19 protein-coding genes are annotated in these 19,790 nt (G+C 43.2%); 5 read left to right on the forward strand and 14 right to left on the reverse strand.

Annotated elements, in window-relative coordinates; all coding sequences use genetic code 11:
• Positions 1-30 precede the first annotated feature (30 nt).
• The 5 genes from ABD930_RS05800 to ABD930_RS05820 form a co-directional block, all read right to left on the reverse strand.
• Positions 31-486, reverse strand: a complete 456-nt coding sequence (locus tag ABD930_RS05800; protein ID WP_345230755.1) for an MFS transporter — start codon at positions 484-486, stop codon at positions 31-33.
• Positions 487-551: 65 nt separating this feature from the next.
• Complete coding sequence (locus ABD930_RS05805; protein ID WP_345230756.1) at positions 552-1,190, reverse strand: bifunctional 4-hydroxy-2-oxoglutarate aldolase/2-dehydro-3-deoxy-phosphogluconate aldolase; 639 nt, start codon at positions 1,188-1,190, stop codon at positions 552-554.
• Positions 1,187-2,332: a 2-dehydro-3-deoxygalactonokinase gene (locus ABD930_RS05810; RefSeq protein WP_345230757.1), complete on the reverse strand. Its 1,146-nt coding sequence runs from the start codon at positions 2,330-2,332 to the stop codon at positions 1,187-1,189. The genes ABD930_RS05805 and ABD930_RS05810 overlap by 4 nt, the downstream gene beginning before the upstream one ends.
• Complete coding sequence (locus ABD930_RS05815; RefSeq protein ID WP_345230758.1) at positions 2,316-2,675, reverse strand: hypothetical protein; 360 nt, start codon at positions 2,673-2,675, stop codon at positions 2,316-2,318. The genes ABD930_RS05810 and ABD930_RS05815 overlap by 17 nt, the downstream gene beginning before the upstream one ends.
• Positions 2,663-2,911 carry a hypothetical protein gene (locus ABD930_RS05820; protein WP_345230759.1) on the reverse strand — a complete coding sequence of 83 codons (249 nt, stop codon included), beginning with the start codon at positions 2,909-2,911 and terminating at the stop codon, positions 2,663-2,665. Before ABD930_RS05820 ends, ABD930_RS05815 begins: the two co-directional genes overlap by 13 nt.
• A gap of 308 nt (positions 2,912-3,219) precedes the next feature.
• Between ABD930_RS05820 and ABD930_RS05825 the strand changes: the two genes are divergently transcribed.
• The 4 genes from ABD930_RS05825 to ABD930_RS05840 all read left to right on the forward strand — a co-directional run bounded on the left by ABD930_RS05825 (position 3,220) and on the right by ABD930_RS05840 (position 11,188).
• Positions 3,220-4,092: an AraC family transcriptional regulator gene (locus ABD930_RS05825; protein WP_345230760.1), complete on the forward strand. Its 873-nt coding sequence runs from the start codon at positions 3,220-3,222 to the stop codon at positions 4,090-4,092.
• Between the two features lie 705 nt (positions 4,093-4,797).
• Positions 4,798-6,171 carry a glycoside hydrolase family 27 protein gene (locus tag ABD930_RS05830; RefSeq protein WP_345230761.1) on the forward strand — a complete coding sequence of 458 codons (1,374 nt, stop codon included), beginning with the start codon at positions 4,798-4,800 and terminating at the stop codon, positions 6,169-6,171.
• 234 nt (positions 6,172-6,405) lie between these two features.
• Entirely contained in the window at positions 6,406-9,522 is a 3,117-nt protein-coding gene (locus tag ABD930_RS05835) for a SusC/RagA family TonB-linked outer membrane protein (RefSeq protein WP_345230762.1), read from the forward strand.
• Between the two features lie 178 nt (positions 9,523-9,700).
• Positions 9,701-11,188, forward strand: a complete 1,488-nt coding sequence (locus tag ABD930_RS05840; RefSeq protein ID WP_345230763.1) for a RagB/SusD family nutrient uptake outer membrane protein — start codon at positions 9,701-9,703, stop codon at positions 11,186-11,188.
• Between the two features lie 136 nt (positions 11,189-11,324).
• Here the strand turns inward: ABD930_RS05840 and ABD930_RS05845 are convergent, their stop codons facing one another.
• The 8 genes from ABD930_RS05845 to ABD930_RS05875 all read right to left on the reverse strand — a co-directional run bounded on the left by ABD930_RS05845 (position 11,325) and on the right by ABD930_RS05875 (position 17,586).
• Positions 11,325-13,499, reverse strand: a complete 2,175-nt coding sequence (locus ABD930_RS05845) for a hypothetical protein (protein ID WP_345230764.1) — start codon at positions 13,497-13,499, stop codon at positions 11,325-11,327.
• Positions 13,500-13,675: 176 nt separating this feature from the next.
• Positions 13,676-14,266, reverse strand: coding sequence for a DUF3823 domain-containing protein (locus tag ABD930_RS05850; RefSeq protein ID WP_345230765.1), 591 nt, complete (start codon positions 14,264-14,266; stop codon positions 13,676-13,678).
• Entirely contained in the window at positions 14,196-14,777 is a 582-nt protein-coding gene (locus tag ABD930_RS05855) for an STN domain-containing protein (RefSeq protein ID WP_345230766.1), read from the reverse strand. The genes ABD930_RS05850 and ABD930_RS05855 overlap by 71 nt, the downstream gene beginning before the upstream one ends.
• Before the next feature lie 63 nt (positions 14,778-14,840).
• Complete coding sequence (locus ABD930_RS05860) at positions 14,841-16,055, reverse strand: FecR family protein (RefSeq protein ID WP_345230767.1); 1,215 nt, start codon at positions 16,053-16,055, stop codon at positions 14,841-14,843.
• A gap of 169 nt (positions 16,056-16,224) precedes the next feature.
• The gene (locus ABD930_RS05865; RefSeq protein WP_345230768.1) at positions 16,225-16,659 is read right to left on the reverse strand and encodes a putative toxin-antitoxin system toxin component, PIN family; all 435 of its coding nucleotides are present in this window, start codon (positions 16,657-16,659) and stop codon (positions 16,225-16,227) included.
• Between the two features lie 5 nt (positions 16,660-16,664).
• Positions 16,665-16,874: a hypothetical protein gene (locus ABD930_RS05870; protein ID WP_345230769.1), complete on the reverse strand. Its 210-nt coding sequence runs from the start codon at positions 16,872-16,874 to the stop codon at positions 16,665-16,667.
• A gap of 81 nt (positions 16,875-16,955) precedes the next feature.
• Entirely contained in the window at positions 16,956-17,132 is a 177-nt protein-coding gene (locus tag ABD930_RS21825) for an RNA polymerase sigma factor (protein ID WP_425571101.1), read from the reverse strand.
• 25 nt (positions 17,133-17,157) lie between these two features.
• The gene (locus ABD930_RS05875) at positions 17,158-17,586 is read right to left on the reverse strand and encodes an RNA polymerase sigma factor (RefSeq protein WP_345230770.1); all 429 of its coding nucleotides are present in this window, start codon (positions 17,584-17,586) and stop codon (positions 17,158-17,160) included.
• 644 nt (positions 17,587-18,230) lie between these two features.
• On the opposite strand from ABD930_RS05875, the gene ABD930_RS05880 reads away from it, so the two are divergent.
• Positions 18,231-18,407: a hypothetical protein gene (locus ABD930_RS05880; RefSeq protein WP_345230771.1), complete on the forward strand. Its 177-nt coding sequence runs from the start codon at positions 18,231-18,233 to the stop codon at positions 18,405-18,407.
• 35 nt (positions 18,408-18,442) lie between these two features.
• Here ABD930_RS05880 and ABD930_RS05885 read toward each other — a convergent pair whose 3' ends face one another.
• Complete coding sequence (locus ABD930_RS05885; RefSeq protein WP_345230772.1) at positions 18,443-19,726, reverse strand: MraY family glycosyltransferase; 1,284 nt, start codon at positions 19,724-19,726, stop codon at positions 18,443-18,445.
• Positions 19,727-19,790: the final 64 nt, after the last annotated feature.

Below are 19,790 nucleotides of genomic sequence, written 5' to 3' on the forward strand. Positions count from 1 at the left end.
TCACTTTGTTTATGGTAATTTATGCAGGTTTCATTTGATTAAATTTATTTTAATTGGTGTCTTTATTGTTATGCAGTTTACCCATCTGGATGATTTTAGACTGCGAGCGCTCCGGTAATCCAAAAAACTTCCTGCCAGCCGTATTGGCTCAAAATCAGCGGTACAATAAGCAAGGCCAATACCACCAAAGGCACTTCTGGCAATAGCATGAAGCATACTCGCCAAACTCCAGATAATGACGGTGAGGGTATAGCCCAATTTGGTTCCGATACGGTCGATAACTTTGCCCGATACCAGTAATCCAATGGCATATGCAGCGGTAAAAGCCATCACGATGTGGGCAAAATCCGTTTCGGTCCAATGAAAGGTTGTTTCCAATGACGGTTTTAGCAGGCCGATGATCTGACGGTCTAAATAATTTATGGTCGTTGCACAGAATAATAAGACAACGATAAACCAACGGTAGGTATGTTTAAGGTAAGTCATCAGTTTGATCGCATAACGGTTAATAAATTAATGCCTTTCAGTTTTTTCATTTTACGCCATACACCTTACGCCTCTTTTATCCTATCAACAAATGCCTGAAAATGCTTTTCAAGACCTTGCCAGTCCTTTTCTTTGATCAACTTTTGGTTAAAAAGCTGACTTCCTATGCCAAAAGCATTGGCGCCGGCATCCCGAAAAGCACCGATGTTATCCAACTGAATACCTCCAGTGGGCATTAACGGGATATTTTTCAGCGGCCCCCTTAAGTCTTTAATATAGGCCGGGCCCAATGCGGTTGCTGGATAGATCTTGACCATCGTAGCTCCGAGCGACCAGGCGGTATAGATTTCGGAGGGGGTATACGCTCCCGGGAAAATGGGAATTCCTAATTTTTTACAGGATTTGATCATTTTTTTAACCACAACCGGCGTAACAATAAATTGGGCACCAAGGTCCAAGGCCTTGTTTAAATCACCGGGTGTGCATACTGTTCCCGCCCCAACATTTAGGCTGGGGAAATGCGCACGTGCATACGGAAGGATCTGCTCCACATCCGTTGTATTCATCGTAACCTCTAGGGTGGTTAAACCGGCCTGTTGGTAAATGGGCAGTATTGCACGCACATCGTCAAACGAAATATCCCTGATAATACCGATCAACGGAATACGGTCGAATCGTTCATGGGAAAAAGGTGTGGTGTTCATAGGGTTAAATTTTTGATTTGTTGGAATATTTTTAATTGTCCCGCCATAGCCGCCTGATCAATGAGCTGAGCCGGGATGACCATGGTGCGTTCCAGTAAACCTAATTCAGCCATGGCACGCTGGTACAGCTCAAAAAGATGACTACCACTGCATAAAATCAATTGCTCATGGGGCTGTTCACATAAGCTTTTCATTTCACTGCCAATCAACAGTCCACTTAAATAAAAGGCGTTTTCTTTTTTATTAAGCTTATGGAAGAGTTGATTGACCCGTACCGAAAAGAGGCTATTCAGAATGTTGGAAGCACGCGATTCATGGACACCAAGCCTAAAGGCCGATAGGTTCGATCCAGAAAGTTCAGTCATGTGGCTTAAGTCGACTGAATTTTGTAAAATGCTGTACTTTCCCATCACATGAAAGATTTCGCCGGTCATGTACGTGTGAAAATTAATCAGCTGATGATGCGCTACGTATAGATGTTTGGAATGGGTACCCGGAAAAATCAAGATGGCCTTATCAATCTTATTTCCTTGGGCATGAAGTAAAGATAAAAGGCCAATTAGCTCTGTCTCTTCCCCACGCATAACATCGTAGTCACTTTTTACACCAGAAATCAGGATAATATGATGGGAAAAATTTTTATGGGAGGCATAATGGCGAAACTGGGTTTTACTTCCATTGATAGAAAATGGTAGCTCTGCATAGCGCATTTCTTCCATCCCTATGGAGGAGGAAGCCATCCCTGATATGATTACCGGCACCCCATCCAGTGTTAAGCCTACTTTTTCTGAAATGCGGTTAATCTGTTTCTGCAGCTGCTCACGAAAAAAGTACTGTCGATCTACCTCATCGTCCTCATTTCTTGCTTTCCAAGCATTATAGATGGTAGAAATCCCATCATTGGATACCACCTCTCCGATAATGGTATGCTTGCTAACATCCATTAATCTTAAGCGGAAAGATGATGTCCCCCAATCACAGCCAAATAAATAATTCTTAGTCATCCTTAGTTTTTGTTTTAGTATTTGTTTGTTATATATTGTCTGTATGGTGTCAAAACGGGTGTGCAAGTCGATAGCCCATTTCCCTCCACCTCCTACGGCCTGATCTATTCTTTTGCAGAATTCAATCGTCTTTTGCATTTTCATAAAAGTCAAAGCGGCTTTCTCCATCACCGCCGGTGGGTCCTATACGGTATGCCCTTAATCCAGCGGCAATACAATCCTGTGCTCGTTCTTCTTCCGTTTTCGCTTTAGAGGCAGCGAAGCCGGTGGCATAGCAGTCGATGAATTCGCAGGTAGCCCCTCCCAGCAAGTCGTATACGGGTACGCCCAGTGCTTTTCCTTTCAGATCCCAAAGCGCCATCTCCAGTGCGCCCAATGCATGGAGTTTCTCCCGGCCTGGTGGATAGAACATGCCACGATATACATTTTGCCAGATACGTTCAATCTGAAAGGGATCCTGCCCAATCATCATTTGGCGCATTGCTCGATCATGTCTTTGGATCCTCCTTCCCCTATGCCTATAATTCCTCCATCGGTTTCAATCGCTACAATTCCCCTAGCCTGATTAAACAGTGGTTTAGTATAGCCGGGCGCACCATAATACCTGATCTTGGTTATCTTCATTTTGGAGGCCGCCTCGCTTCTGAAGCAAGAGATGCCCGCAAACGCTACCGTAGATCCCAAAACAGCCGTTTTAATAAAACTTCGTCTTTTCATAAAATCACGTTAACTTTATATAGATTTATTTGGTACTATCGCTTTATTCGAAGCGTTTTGCTTCGCACGTATTTAGCCGTATCTTTTATTAAGGCTATTGGTTAAGACAAAGATTCGGTATTTGCGTGTGCAAATAAAATGCTATTTTTGCAGGTACTGATGTTATGTTATCCTCAACGGGGAATTATCGGTAAAATAGAACCAATTTTATGAACCGTCCATGGTTAAAATTTCATTTTCATCACAAGAGGAATGTAAATTTTAACCATGGTAAGCTCCATCTGACCGATGGATAAAATTATTGACAGATGAAACCGCTCTTAATGCGCCATTCTGAACCAATTAACGAGTCTTTCAAGATTTGGCGAAATTTTCAACCTTACCATCATAACCCCTGGCATTATCATCCAGAGTGTGAGATTACCTATATCTTTAAAGGACGGGGAATTTTGTTTGTTGGGGATAAGATGATGGAATATGGCAATGATGAATTGGTTATGATGGGCCCCAATTTACCACATGAATGGCGAAGTCGCCACGTCATGAATACGCCTGATCTCTATTCTGAAAGCGTTTCTATTCATTTTAATCAGTTTTTCCTGGGAGATGCCTTCTATCAATTGGCAGAAGTGGCAGCACTTAAGGATTTCCTAGCGCAGTCTGTGCGCGGGATAAAGATCAGCGATCAGGCGGTTAAAGCGACCTTAAAACAAATCTTTGATGAGCTGCTCCATACAGACGGTATCCCAAAGATTTATAAGCTGTTGGAGGTGCTACATGTCATGGCGGTCTGTAATGACCGTCAATATTTATCCAGCAATAGCTTTGTCGATAGCATAGATCAAAGTAATAATCACCGCATCAATCAGGTGTATGCTTATGTCATGAAGCATTTTACCAAGGCCATCTCCATTGCCGACGTTGCTGCCGTTATCAATATGACACCCACTTCCTTTTGCCGTTTCTTTAAAGATCGTACCCACAAGTCCTTTATCCGCTACCTCAACGAAATACGCGTTGGATACGCTTGTCGCTTATTGTTAGAAGGCCAGCTTAGTATTTCGCAGGTAGCTTATGAAAGTGGCTTTGGCAATTTATCCAATTTTAATAAACAGTTTAGAGCAATTAAAGGAATCAATCCAACCGTATTTATTAAAGACCATTTCAACGATTTTACTTGAAATAAGGTGTCCTTTTCTGTTTAAGCCCCTTTTGGCTATTTTGCCATAAACCCTTGAGCTTGTTTAAACTTTTATTTGCATAGAAAAGGAACTTTTGTTTTAGATAATATTTTTTAATGATGTGTCACTTTTATTCGTTCATTATTTGTTTTTAAGGCACTCATGCTGCTTCGCGGTTTTTTCGCTAATTAATTCTTTTCAAAGGAGCTCAAGCTTTTTCAAGGTCCGCAAAAAGTGACCAAAAACTCGTCGTTTGGAACTTTGCTACAAGGGTAGTGCATCAACCTGCAACAGCAAATTTCCTAGGCGATATTTAAGCGGAACGGAGATTCCCTGCCAAGCAGGTAGAAAGTATACATATAGCCTCCATGATTGAAAAAAACAGCCCATACGGCACGCCTGGTTTAAAGCAGTTACTGTTGGCCTTCGCATTCATTCGCCTCCAAAATTTACATCTTGTAGTGGGAGGCACTGCCGTTCCTGTAAATTTTGAAGCGAAGAGTTTACTCACATTGTCTTTGCCTTTTTAAGGTGTTCATGAGCTTCCTACGGTCGGTTCTTTGATACTTTCTTTGCGGAAAAGAAAGTATAATAAAAACCTTCCTTTTTAATTAGATAAATGTTTTTTAGACATTTAATAAATTAAACGATATCTTTGTCCGTGATACGTCGTTTGAATTAGCGTAACTAACCATTTATCAGCGTATGCAAAAAAAATTATTCTCGGCACTTTTACTGTGGTTATGTTGCCAACTGGCATTTGGGCAACAGCCTGAACAAAGCATGCAGGAAAAGCAATTTAAAAAATGGGCGCAAACACCACCCATGGGTTGGAACAGTTGGGACTGTTACGGTCCAACGGTTGAAGAGCATGAAGTAAAGGCAAATGCCGACTACATGGCAAAGTACTTAAAGCCATACGGATGGGAGTATGTCGTTGTTGATATTCGTTGGTATGTTGCCAATGACAAAGCAGGAGGATATAATCAAACAGATCCTATTTATCTGATGGACCGTTATGGCAGGTACCAGCCTGCCGAAAACCGCTTTCCTTCGGCCAAAAATGGTCAGGGATTTAAGGCACTTGCGCAATATATCCATCAAAAAGGGTTAAAATTTGGTATCCACATCATGCGAGGGATACCTAAGGAAGCGGTAGCGCAGAAGACACCTATATTAGGAGCTGCAGGCATCACCGCAGATCAGATCTATAGCGATTCATTGCAATGCGAATGGTTAAAAGATAATTATACGATCGTAGCTAACCAAGCCGGCGCGCAAGCATACTATAATTCGATTATCAACTTATATGCCTCATGGAGGGTCGATTTTATTAAAGTTGATGACCTGTCGCGGCCCTATCATGCCGATGAAATAGCCTTGATCCGAAAGGCCATTGATCAATGTGGCCGCCCCATGGTATTCAGCACTTCCCCGGGAGAGACTCCCATTCGTGCTGCCGCTCATGTGCGCGAACACGCCAATATGTGGCGTATGGTAGACGACGTATGGGATACTTGGGATCATGTAAAGCACCTCTTTGACGTTGCACAGCAGTGGTATCCCTACATCGCTCCGGGCACTTGGCCAGACTGTGACATGATTCCGCTGGGGCGGATTGCTATTCGGGGCGAGCGGGGAGCAGATCGCATGACACGGCTCTCACCGGAAGAACAGTATTCGCTGATGAATTTGTTTAGCATTTTTAAATCACCGCTCATGTTTGGGGGCGATCTTCCAAGCAATGATCCGTTTACGTTATCCTTGCTAACCAACAAAGAAGTGTTAACCATGCACCGCGAGGGCGATGGTGTAAAACAATTGTTTAACCAAGATGGAAAAGTAGCGATTACCTCCACCAATAAACGGAACGGCGATACCTATCTGGCCATCTTTAACCTAAATGATGGGCCGGATAATGTAGCTATAGATGTACCGCTGGATGCACTCGGTTTACAAGGGAAATATCAGGCGACCAACCTCTGGAATACGCAAGATCGTTTTTTGGTTCAGGATAAAATAAGAAAGCGCCTCAAACCCCATAGTTCCCTACTCGTAAAATTGCAGCGTTCAAACTAAAATGTTGCCCCTTTGTCATCTTCTGAAAAAAATCTACTATTTATATATACTTTAAAGAATATCTGTATATTTGCCTCATTATAACACGGACAATAGTTTTTACTTATCCGCCTTTTAGCAATCTGTAAGTCCCTAGGGCAAGGTGCTAAATCCTAGGACTCCCTTCGCAACAAACAAACCACTTTTTGCGGTATAGGTATCGTATTGCCCTGGTTATTTATATCAAAATTTACTATGGAAAAAAAATTATTACTAAACAACTCTTGTGTCTATGCCGTCTTGCTACTCGTGTTCTTTTTAGGTACACAGATACCGGCATTTGCGCAAGGAACAACGGTACAAGGTACCGTAACGGATGCACTTCATCGCGAACCGCTACCTGGTGTAAACATCAGCGTTGTAGGAGGTGGCCCTAGCACCCATACCGACGCTAATGGGCAGTACACCATTCAAGTTGCCAATACCACGGCAAAGCTTCGCTTTAGTTATGTGGGCTACGAACCGCAGGAAATTAATGCTGCTACCGCAAGTCTGGACGTGGCCCTCCAACCGGCCAGCAATGACCTGAACGAGGTGGTTGTCGTCGCTTATGGTACGGCTAATCGTTCCAGTTTTACCGGTTCAGTATCTTCTATTTCACAAGAAAAAATTGCTAACCGACAAGTTTCCAGTGTCAGTAAGGCGCTGGAAGGACAGGTTGCCGGTCTACAGTCGGTTTCATCATCTGGCCAGCCGGGTACCGATGCCGATATTCGTATTCGGGGTATAGGCTCTATTAATGCATCCAGTACCCCCCTATATGTGGTTGATGGTAACCCCTATAGTGGCGATATCAGTGCAATTAACCCCAACGATATTAAATCCATCAGCGTATTAAAGGATGCGGCGTCTAGTGCGTTGTATGGCTCTAGGGGAGCAAATGGTGTCATCATCATTACCACCAAAGAAGGCCTCAAGGATGGAAAAACCACCATCAACTTCAACCTCACCCAAGGCTTTTCCAGCAGGGCAGTATCCGATTACGAAACGGTCAATACGGATCAATATTTTGAACTCTATTGGGAGGCGTTACGCAATAACGCGTTGGATAATGGGTTAAATGCTGATCGGGCGGCACAAACCGCTACCAATACTGTCGTTACTGATCTGGGTATTAATCCCTACGGACCTGATTATCCTCAACCCATCGGTTTAGACGGAAAGTTGGTCGCTGGTGCACATCCTTTATGGAATGATAACTGGCGGGATGTATTACAACGTACCGGGCATCGCACCCAGGCCGATCTGAGTTTCAGCGGCGGTAATGAAAAAAGCAATTATTATTTTTCGGCAGGTTATTTGAATGATCAGGGGATTGCCATTGAGTCGGGCTTTAAACGCTACAATGTCCGTTTAAATGTAACCACACAAGCCAAAAAATGGCTCAATGCCGGCTTAAATGTGGCGGCCAGCAGTTCCTTGCAAAAGTATCCGCAGTCTGAAGATAGCAATACTTTAAACATCATCTATTTTACCCGGGCAATGCCTTCCTTCTATCCGTATTATCAGCGGAACCCAGACGGGTCTTACGTTGAAGTAAATGGGGAGAAGGTGTGGGATTATGGCGGTTGGCGGCCCAATGGTGCCATGCCTTATGACAATCTAGCGGGGTCAATGCCCTTAGATAAGAACGATATCCGTAATGAAAACTTCTCCGGTCGTGGATTTCTGGAAGCGGTTTTCACGCCCGAACTGAAACTCAAAAGTACCTTCAGTATCGACTATGTCAATCGGAATACCCACGATTATGGTAACCCCATCGAAGGCGAATCGGCAGAAAGCGGTGGCTTTGTGGATAAATCCAATAGCCGCAAGGTATCGTATACCTGGAACAATATTTTAACCTATGAAAAAACCTTTGGCGATCATCATGTGCATGTATTGGGTGGTCAGGAATTTTATAAATACCAATGGAGCTCAATAGACGGCAGCAGATCCCGTTTTGCTTTTCCCGGTTTTTATGAACCCGATGCGGCCTCCCAATTGGATGGCTTCAATGGCTACTCGCTCGATTATAGTTTGTTAAGTTTTTTAGGTAGGGCCGAATACGATTATAAAGGCCGCTATTTCTTGTCCGGTTCTTTACGTACCGATGGCTCTTCACGCTTTGCCCCTGAAACCCGCTGGGGCACCTTTTGGTCGGTTGGAGCTTCCTGGAAATTGGCCGAAGAAGCCTTCTTGAAAGACAATAACCTGATCGATCAGTTAACCCTTCGCGCCAGTTACGGAGGACAGGGAAATGATAACTTAGGCATCTACTACGCCTATCAAGGCTTATACGCTTTCTCCAATAACCTAGGCGAAGCGGGAGCCGTAACCCGGCGTTTACCTACCCCTGATCTCAAATGGGAAACGAATTTAAATTTGAACCTGGGATTGGATATCGCTATTCTCGATCAACGTGTGGCCGCTACCATAGAGTACTTTAACCGGAAGAGTAAAGACCTGCTCTATACCCAACCCATGGCCCCATCAACGGGTTATTCCGGCTATGACTCCAATATCGGGGCGGTCAAGAACACCGGATTTGACTTTACCTTGCAAACCGTTCCGGTGCGCAATGAACAATTCCGTTGGAATTTGGACCTGAATTTAAGTCATTTTACAAATAAGATTACCGAATTACCCAAAGATCGCATCGAAAATGGTAATAAACTCCTAACGGTGGGTGGGTCTATTTACGATTTTTATTTGCGTGAGTGGGCGGGTGTCGACCCGGAAAATGGCGATCCATTGTGGTACAAAGCTGATGAAAATGGTCATCGTACGAACGAAACGACAAATGTCTATGGAGAGGCAGATCGATTTGTTTTAGGTAGCGCCTTGCCTGATGTGGTGGGAGGCTTAAGCAACAGCTTTACTTACAAACAATTTGACCTCTCGGCTTTGCTCAGCTTCAGTTTGGGTGGCAAAGTATTCGATGGCGATTACCTGCCATTATTACATCAGGGAAGCAGTCCAGGTAGAGCATGGTCGACCGAAATGCTCGAACGTTGGACACCGGAACATACCGATACGGATGTACCTCGCCTAACAACCAGTCCTGCATCATCATGGACACAAGCATCATCCCGTTTTCTGTATTCGGCGAGCTTTGCACGGTTGAAAAATGTAAGTTTGGGCTATACTTTTCCTAAAACCTTATTGGGCAGGGTAGGTATCGAGCAGCTACGTATCTTTTTACAAGGCGAGAACTTACTCACCTTCTACAAACATAAAGGAATGGATCCTGAGCAAACGGTTAATGGTGCTACCTATTATCGTTATCCTGCTATGCGGACGGTCTCTGCAGGAATACAGCTGACGTTGTAGTAATGAGTGATACGTTTTAAGTCAAATTCAACAAGAGACCATAAAAATGGGCGAATGCTTATTGCTTAAAGCCTAAAGCGTAATGCAAGTTAAGCGTGTACGTATAATGTACAAATAAAACTTACAAAAAAGTCTTGATACTTACGTCTTATGTCTTGATACTAATAAAATAAAGCAAATGAAAACAAAAATAACATATACCTTAGCTATACTGGTACTGTTGGTGGCCAGTTGTAAAAAGGACCTGAATACAGCACCTACCGATGCAGTAGAAGACAGCGAGCTGTATAAAACAGCGGATAATATTGAAACGGTGGTGACCGGGGCATGGGCCTATCTCAATGATACGTACTTTACGTATGCCAATCCGGGTTATACCGCCATACAGCGTACGGCAGACGCTATGGGAAGCGATGTGGCGGTAGTCACCTCGAAGTACGGATATCCCAATGCCTATAAACTCAGCGAACTATATGACCCGACGGCCGCAAGGGCAGGCTATTTTTGGCAAATGTTGTATAAAGTTATTGATAACTGCAATAATGTCATTACCCGTGTTGATGCTTCCGAAGGTAGCGAAGAGAAAAAGGCACAGGTTAAAGGCCAAGCGCAAGCATTGCGGGCTTTCTGTTACCTTAATTTGGCCACCTATTACCAGTTCTCTTATCTGAAAGATCCCGATGCGCCACTGGTGCCGGTATATACGGAACCGACGACGATTGAGACCAAAGGAAATCCACGTTCAAGTGTTAAGGACGTTTATGCGCTTATTGTAAACGACCTGACGAGCGCAGCGACATTATTAGCCGACTATGAACGCCCCGATAAAGACAAAATCGATGCTCAAGTTGTGAGCGGACTGCTAGCGCGCACCTACTTAAATATGGGCGAGTGGGCCCAAGCCGCTCAAGCCGCCCATCAGGCGCGGGAAGGCTATCCTTTTATGCCATCAGCAAATTATGCCGACGGATTTAACGATATCCAAAACGTAGAATGGATCTGGGGGCACGGCCAAACTTCCGAACAAAGTACCGCCAGCTATACGTTCCACTTCCTGGATGTCTCTTCTCCCGGGTCTTATTATTACAGTTTTATGGCCGATCCTTATTTTAAAACTTATTTTGATGATCAGGATATCCGCAGCAAATTGTTTGCGTGGGACGGATTGGAAGGTCGCGAAGGCTTATTACGTTACCAAAAATTTAAGTTTAAGTCGAATTTAATTGGCGATATCGTGTATATGCGCTCAGCAGAGATGGCACTGATTGAAGCCGAGGCCTATGCCCGTAATGGACAAACCGCTCAGGCTGTTCAGGCATTGAATGCCTTGCGCGAAGCTAGGAATGCCAAAGCCTATAGCGGTGCCGGTGGTGATGCCTTAGTTGAAGCGATTTTACTCGAACGCCGGAAAGAACTGTGGGGCGAAGGTTTCGCTTTAGGGGATATTCTGCGTACCCAAGGCAAGGTAGAACGTAAAGCCTATGTTGATGCCAATGGCGATCCCATCATGGTTACGGTCACCGATAGTGAAGGTAAAACAAAAAAGGTAGCCGCAAGGGGACATTCTACCTTGGTACTACCGAATAAACAACCATTCAGTGCGAATAGTACCTATTATCTGTTTGCTATTCCAGAAACGGAAAGCCAGCAAAACGGAAATTTGTAGTTTATTATTTGTAAGCAGTGATCAGTAACACCTGATTACTGCTTGCTGTTCACTGCTTACAAATCCCTTTATGAAACTATATCGGACCCACAACACTCAACTCACAACGCATAACGCATAACTCACAACGCATAACTCATAACTCAACCGATACCTGCGTTCCATCTGGATCATTCTTAAAGCGTAGGTAGTATGTTTTTGATGCATCATCCCAGCTTTGTTCTAGGATTTCCACGGCTTTTCCTGCTGTATCTGCCAGTGAAACAGCTTTGGGTTTTGCCGGTAACCACATGCGCAGGCTGTTTATCGTATTCACCGGACTTTTACTGATGAATTGATAACTCGTCGAACGCACTTGCTCATCATAAATGCGCGAGGCTGAAGCCAATACCTGTGGTTTAGTTGGGTTTTCAACCCGCGTTAAATCGTACAAAAAGGCCTGCTCGCCCGGGTTCACCACCTTGCCAGTCAGTACCGGTAGTTTCGGATCAAACAAGTCGATTACCCGATTCTTTACCACATAAGGTTCCTCGCTTACACTTTCATCGAGCACCGAAACAAGATCATAAGGCCCCCTTTCCAGGTAGAAGTTGTTTTTAAAGGTCAGCGTCTTCCCTGGGTTTGCCGTAGCAAAGGCCTGTTCCATAAGCTGTACATAGGCTTTATCCTGATTGGCTTGCAAAACAAAATCTTTAGGGTTCTGCCGCACAACATACACGGTTCCCTTACCCACCTTCATTTTCGAATCCTTTACCGGATCCTTCACACCCAAAAGCTTAAACAAGTGTTGAGCTGGTGTTTTATAGGTATTCCCGTTGCTATTCCACCATTCCATGACTCCTTGGTACGGATCATCATCTTTGCCTACATATACCAGTACCCCTCCCTTTTTGACCCATTGTGCCAACTGTTCATGCACAGTCGGCTCCATGGGTTTCATATTGCTGTAACTCATCACCAGCACCTGGATGTGTTGCAGGGTTTGGTTATAGCCTAAGTTCTCCAGGTGCACCGTTTGTACCGGTACGCCTCTTTTTAGTAGCGGTAAGGTTTGTCCGTAAAAATTAGAGAATTGCGGGTCATCAAAGCCATTATGGGTAGGAAAACGCTGAAACATGAGCGAATTGCCCATCAATACACCAATACCGTTATCACCAGATACCTTATTCGAGCTGAGTGGCATATTATTCAGCGCATTCACCATCACCTGCATTTGCGTAGCATAATAATCGGGAATGAGTACCGCACTGTCGCTATTGGCCAATTTATAAGGGCGGGTATAAATTCGCTCCGGCCAAGGCATCACTTCGTAATTGTTTACCATCGGGTAAAGCAGTTTTGCCGTAAAGGTAGCTTGGTAATTCTTTTTGTAGTCTGCCCAGTCGCGCGGCCAGTCTTCAATGGGGTCGGTTAAGAAAAATACTTTTCGGCCGGTAGGGGCGGTCATCGAAACCATGGAACCATATTCCAGAAAAGCGTTTTCAAATACCCGTTCTTTTTCTGCTCCGTTAAAATAGGTCGGCTCGCGCGAGGTGCCCGTCCACACTTGAGCAATATAACCGTCAATGCTGGGCAAGGACGCTAGGCTGGCTTCCGGACTGACGATCTTCCAGGAAGAATAATTGACCAACGAATGTGTGGGGATAAAGACTTTTACGTCCAAGCCTTTTTGTTTGCCATAAGCCTTTGCATATTCCGAAACCTCTTTAATAGCACGGTAATACAGTTGGTATTTCAACTTGCTTGAAAGATAGGTGTTCTCCGGCGATTCATGTTGCGGCCGCCAAGGAAAGCCATAATAAGCTTGCCATTCCTGCTTAAACGCATCACTATAGCCCGCCCGTGCCCAAAATTCCGGTTCTTCCAAATAAATAGACGTAATACCGACATCAATTACGCGCTTAATCACCGCGGTTTTCATGTACTCCAGATAGGACTTCACTGGAACGATATAGGGCACATACTTCCCATGCCAGATGGTATCGCCGTTTTGTTGTACCTGTCCTTCCGAGAGGTGGTTTTTTCCATCCCATTTTCCTAGAAAGTAATCTTGGTATTGTCCCCAGGCAATGCCGGTCATAAAGTGGGTAATATAGCCACGTTTCCGCCAGCTTGCTACCCTTTCTTCAAAAGTCATATCGCGGTGATCATTCGCTCCGTAAACGATAGCTATGTCCGAACGCACATCAATTTGCGGTATCCACGGACTGCTGGTTTGGAACGCTGTCTTTTCCTTTTTTTCCTGAGCCCTGGCCACCCCTAGGGCGGCCAGGCAGGCTATAAGAAATAGTAATGTTGTTTTAGTCTGCATTTTCTTAATATAAATTAAGTGATCAGTAAAGTTGTGCGTTATGCGTCCTGTATGGTTTACCAAGTGATCAGTAATCCGTTTTTAGTATCAAGACGTAAGACACAAGTATCAAGACATTTTTAAATAATCGTAATCGATGACTCCACTCGTAACGCACAACTCACAACTCATAACTCCTATGGTATATCAATCGTTTTAATATCCGTATAATTGTAATACTTCAACCCATAATCCGTACGGGCGCCCACGCGTAGATAATACGTGCGGTTGCCCGGAATGGCGGTATCCGACTTTGTTGTAAGGGTGATGGTTTTTCCCAATTCGGCATTTGCCGCATCGCCATCAAAGGATAATTGAAAAGAATACCTACTGTCGTAATTATTGTTTCCTACATAAGGTAAGGCATTCACAAACAAGTATACATCCGTGATGTTCTGCTGAAAGTCAGGATTACTGGTACCCCTTTCCAGTTTAACCTGTACCGAAATGGTTTTACTATCGGCGTCATATACCGGTTCACCCACCCAAGTTACGTTTAAAAAAGGTTCTACTGTAAAGTTAATTTCCTTTTTACCGACAATATCGGTCGTCACGCTATGGTCTACTGATACCTTGCCCGATGCATCGTACTGTACTAGGGGCACAAAAGGTCCTTCAACCGATATGCGGTAGTTTCCCTTAAAGATCTTGGTATTCTCAAATGAACCATCTTGTTTCGAATAAAAATAATAGGGCGTAGGCGAATCGCTCCAGCTTAGCTCTTCCAATTTTACGCGGGTACCATTGCCCCCCCGCTTCAGTTTGGATCGGATGACCGGCCGCATCACTCACCTGCCCATATAGGGTTTCTTCGGGCTCATCATAATTGTCGTCGCTTACCACACCATTCACCTGAAGGTCTTGTGGTGGCTTCACGACCGAGCGTGCCTTCCGTTTGACCACGATCACGTTCTTTTGAATGGTATAATCCAGCGGTTGTTCGGCAAAGCATAGATCCAATACCGCTTTCAGGGGTGCTTCCTGTACCGTTAAGGTAACCGGTTTGGCTTCCCGCATCATCGGGTCATTATAAAAAAGCTGATATCCGCTTTGTTTTTTTATGGCTTCCAATACACTTTTCAGGGAAGCGTCTTTTTCGGTTAGCGTTATTCCTTGCGCAAAAGCAAGTGCCGCTACCGGGTTCCAGATCAATAGTACAAGTACCAGCAATTTAAGGATAAGCTGCTGTATCCCATGCGTGCGTGGTTGTCTGTAACCATCGTAGACATCGAGTTGCATAATAAATTGTTAATAATGTTGGTTAATAAAAAATTAGCGTTGGTTTAGGATTGGTTATTGGGTCTAAGGCCTTACCATAATCCTCCTTTCTTTTAAGCTTAACTGAATCGTTCCCGTCGCCTGGAGCACATTCAGTACATCCTGCACATCAGCGAATCGAGAAAAAGTTCCCGAAAACACTTTACCCTCCATATTTCCTTGATAATCCACTTCCACATTATACCAGCGGGCAATTTTTTTCATTAAACTATAGATATGCTCTTCCTGAAAAGAGAAAAGACCCTGTTTCCAGGCGATGTAATTGGTGGGGTCGACTGTTTTGACGACGATAGGTTGTTGTGCATCGTTTACGGAGGCTAGCTGTCCGGGTTTAAGTTGTGTGGATTGTACGCCATTCATGACCACCACCGCACCGTTTACCAGACACACGTTGTTCGCCATTTCGTCCGGATACGCCGTCACATTAAACTCAGTACCCAATACCTGCACCGCTTGTTTATCCGTCTTTACACTAAAAGGAACCGCCTGTTTATCTGGTGCAACGGCAAAGTAGGCTTCACCGCTTAAGCTTACCTCACGTTTTTGTGCCGAAAAATCGGTTGGGAAGCGCAATGACGATTGTGCATTCAACCAAACATGTGATCCGTCAGGCAATACGATTTGGTATTGTCCACCACGAGGTGTACGGATTGTTTGGTAGCTTTCCTTGTCTAGTGAGGTGGATTGGCTTGCATTCACCTGAAAGGTAAGTAATCCATCGGCAGTTTTGGTTGCAGTGATTCCATGGCTCTCACTTAGTTTACCTAGGGCAGCTTCCGTTAGGCTGATCTCTTTTCCATCGGCCAGCTTCAGGATCGCATGATTTCCTCCAGGCTTTACCTGCTGCGCTGTTGCTGCGCGGATATCCGACTGTATCCATAGCGTAGGAGCGGGTAAGTACCAATAGGCCAGCAAACCAAGGAGCAATAAACTTATGCTTGCCGCGATACCGCGAAAGGAAAAACCGGGTGTTCTCCGATAGCTTGTTTCCTGATGTTCAACGGCATGTTGTTGTCGGATTTGCTGCATTACCCGTTCTTGCAATTGCTGCATCTGGAATGGATTAACATCCGATTTCCGATCAATCTTCAACAGCAGCTGCTTCTCTTTTTCCAGTGCTGCATCCCACTCTTGCCAGTACTGGCCCTGTTCGAGGTACTGAAATAGCTGTTGGAGCTCATCGGGTGTACAACGGTTATGCAGGTACTTCGTAAAAAGCTTTCTAATCTGTTGGTCCATGTTTCTGGTTTTAGTTAATACCATTGGCAGACAGAAAACATATACACGAATTGAAAAAAAATTGTGCGTTATGTGTTATATTGAATTTGTGAAGAATCTTTTGCTTATATACAGATGCCAGGGAAATGTTTTTGGGTTTCATTTCCTTCAATTGGCTAAAACGATATGTCTAAGACCAGTTTGCCATAAATATCTCAAACTCTTTAGGATGCAGTATATTCAGCGTAGGAAATTTCAAGTCTTTGAACACTTGGAAATGCTTGTCAAATGTAATAAGGGCATCGGCAGAGGCAGAAATTGCAACATCTGCAAATTTGTTGTCGTCCGGATCTTCCTGTATGATGCCCCAACGGTAAAAGGGTTCGGCAAAAATCACGTTTGTTGCAGTACATAATATGTCAAGCACTAGATTTGCCGTAACCTCCGAATAGAAACTAGTCAGTTGCTCTGCATATTCTGCCAATATTTCGGTACTGACTATCCAATCGAAAGCTTTTCTCTCAAAAGCTTTATAAATGGTAAATTCAGGATTCTTACGATTTATCGTCGTTATAATTACGTTTGTATCAACGATAAGTCTTGGTTTGTATGTAATGCCTTCCATCGTGATCAACCACGAAGTTTATCGTAGTCCTTGTTCGTAATCTTCTTTTCATTGATCACGCGGTCCACCTCGTCTTTCAGTTTTTGGGAATGATGTCTTGTAAGCAAGTCACGTATCTCTACGGTTTCTTCATAGCTCATACTCCTGTTGAACATGCGCAGCAAGCTCAACTGCACATCATTTAATCCCGTTATGTTTTTATCTATCGTAGCCATATACCCATTCTTTTTCCATTTAAGCAAAATTAACCAATCGACTTTACTTTTCAAAACGCATAACGCGCTACTAAAGATCCCTTATCTTCGAAAAAAAATAAACAGGAAAAAGCATAGTTCCAGACCTTTCAACAGCATAAATCGCTTGACGGATTTAAGCGCTTTCACCATATGGCTATTTACTGTCCCTTCGCTGATTCCAAAAATAGCAGCAGCTTTTTTATAAGATAATCCCTGCAATTTACAGCGAATGAACACCTCCCGTTGTTGTTTGGGTAATGCATTAATGGCCTCCTGTAATACCCTTTCGCTTTACTGTATAGTCTAGCCAACGGTCTGTAGTGTTTTCTACGGGACTGCTATAATGTTTTAGCTCTTCGAGAATAAAAAATTCATGCTGGGCGCGTTTCAATAAATTAAGGAGGCAGTGGTGTGCAATGGTGAAGAGGTAGGCTTTAAGGTTTTGGGAGGGATTGAGCTGTTTACGATGTTGCCACAACCGAACAAAAGTTTCTTGCAATACATCTTCGGTTAGTGTTGGCGATTTGGCCATCCGGATCACAAAGTAGTGTAAGGACTGCATATACCTAACGTAGCAGGCATTTAATGCTTCCGGGTCATCGGCCATTAGTAAAAAAGCCAATTCCTGATCAGTCTTCGTTCCGTAGGCGTGCATGGTTAGCCATAGCTTTAATAGCACAAACTTAGGCAACCTGTCTTTTTTTGCAAAATAAAATTTTTTGCTACCTTTGTCATCAATACTATTAATCTCCTTCAGCTGTGTTACAAACAGCAAAAATCCGAACCATTTCCTAGCTAGAATCCTGTATCAAATCCGCGTGAAATCCACGTCAAGTCCACCTTTTATCCACGTCAAGTCCACCTATCCTTCTCCTTCCCCTTTCTTTCCCTTCGTGTTTCCTGCTTTTTTCAGTACATAGATGGTGTGGGAATAGGAGGATAGGAGGTGGGAAGAGTTCGCTAGGTATCTTTCTGCCTTTCGCTAGGTATCGTTCCAATGCCTTAGGATAAGATAAGTGTTTGTGAACCGATAGAGAAGTTTTTGTAGCGCGTTTTCTAGGGTTATTGTGGAATTGTTGAAAAAAAAATAAAAAAATAAACTTGCAAAAATCAAAACAAAAAATTAGGTTTGTTTTCAACATAGGGGCTTATATAAACCAATAGCGCATTCATTAAATATAATCAGTAGGGTTGAGTGAGGCAGCATTGTTTATCGAGAAGGGCGTTTTGTGTTTGATATAACCTATGTAAATAAAAGAGGATTTTTATTAGCTAACCGCTACCATTATAATATTAAATAAAAGGGGTTCAATCAATTTAAAACAAACCATTCACATGATTTCTTTAGTAATTTTAGCCATCGTACTCTTCTTAGCGCTATGGGCGTGGTTGGCTTATGAATTTCAACATTCAGGTCACATTTCAATCGAAGAGGAAATAGAATTAGATGAACAATTGACCGTTTCGTCCTATACACCGATGCAAGAGGTAGGTGTAATCAAGCAAGCTTAATCGTCTGCTTTTTCGTTTCAATCAATCGTCTTCTATTAGTTTTTGCTTTTTTCCAAATTGTCCAGCACTTCTTGGGTAAAGCGCTTAGCTGCTTCTGTATCGTTTGGATTGTTTATTCCAAAATATTCTTTGGCAGCTAATGTTTGTACTTCCGGTAAACTGGAATCGATAGTTGTATTCTTTGTTTTCTCCAAAGTAGCAGTTGCTAAAGGACCTTCTTTTGGAACGGCTGGAGTTCTACGAAATTTAATGGCTTGTATTTTGTCTGCATTACGCACTTCGTAAATCCAAAGCAACATATTGAAAAATAGCATAGTCAAGGTAAGGATGACTAATAATTCTGACGTTTGCACTTGTTGATGTATGCCAATGGCTAATAGAATAACACTGATATTAGTCGCCAAAATGATGCTAGAAGCCTGTAAATGATTCAATCCTAAATCCAGTAAGCGATGGTGTAGATGGTTTCTGTCAGCCATAAAAGGCGATCTTCCTCTCAGAATCCGTAAGGTAAATACACGAAAAGTGTCAAAGACAGGCATAATGAGCAAAGCGATAGCGACCCCTGGTGCGGCGTTAATGATCGGTTGGGTATGATGCGTGGTTGCTTGATTCAGCTCAACAAACTTAATACTCAATATAGCTAAGATGAAACCAATAGAGTAGGCACCAGCATCGCCCATAAAAATATGCGCTCTTTTTCTCAGATTGTATTTCAGGAAACCCAACACTGATCCAGCCATGCTAAAACTAAGTACACACAACCCTTTTTCGTCCATTAAATAGAACAGTGTTCCATAAATTAGTGATACGAGTAAGGTAATTGAACCTAATAATCCGTTTATGCCATCAATTAAGTTAAACGCATTGATGACAAACACAATGACAAAGCTAGTAAATGTATAGCTCAAAATGGGGCCAATTTCCTCAATGCCCATTACGCCAAAAAAATTCGTAAAACGGATATCCGCAAAATAAACGACAATAAAGGCGGTAAAAAACTGGGCGGCAAATTTTTTATACGGATCTAGTGCCAAGAGATCATCTTTTAAACCCACGGTAAATATGATAATGCCTGCCGCTAAGATAAAATTCGCTTTAGCTAACATATCTCCGTGAATAAATAAACAACTGACCAAAGCAAATGTGCTGAACACCGCTACGCCGCCTAAATTCGGTACAGAATATCGATGCACTTTTCGAGACTCACGAGATGGATCGTCTAACAAGCGTTTAGAATAAGCTACCTTGATAATCGTTGGTACTGCTATCAGGGAAATCAAAAATGCAATGATAAAAGGTAGTAATGTTATCGGCATATAATTCGCTTTAAATTAATATTCCGTTCAAATATAATGTAAATCACCTAAGCCCCAAAATGTT

The sequence above is a fragment of the Olivibacter ginsenosidimutans genome (genome assembly GCF_039542865.1).
Classification (GTDB): Bacteria; Bacteroidota; Bacteroidia; order Sphingobacteriales; family Sphingobacteriaceae; genus Olivibacter; species Olivibacter ginsenosidimutans.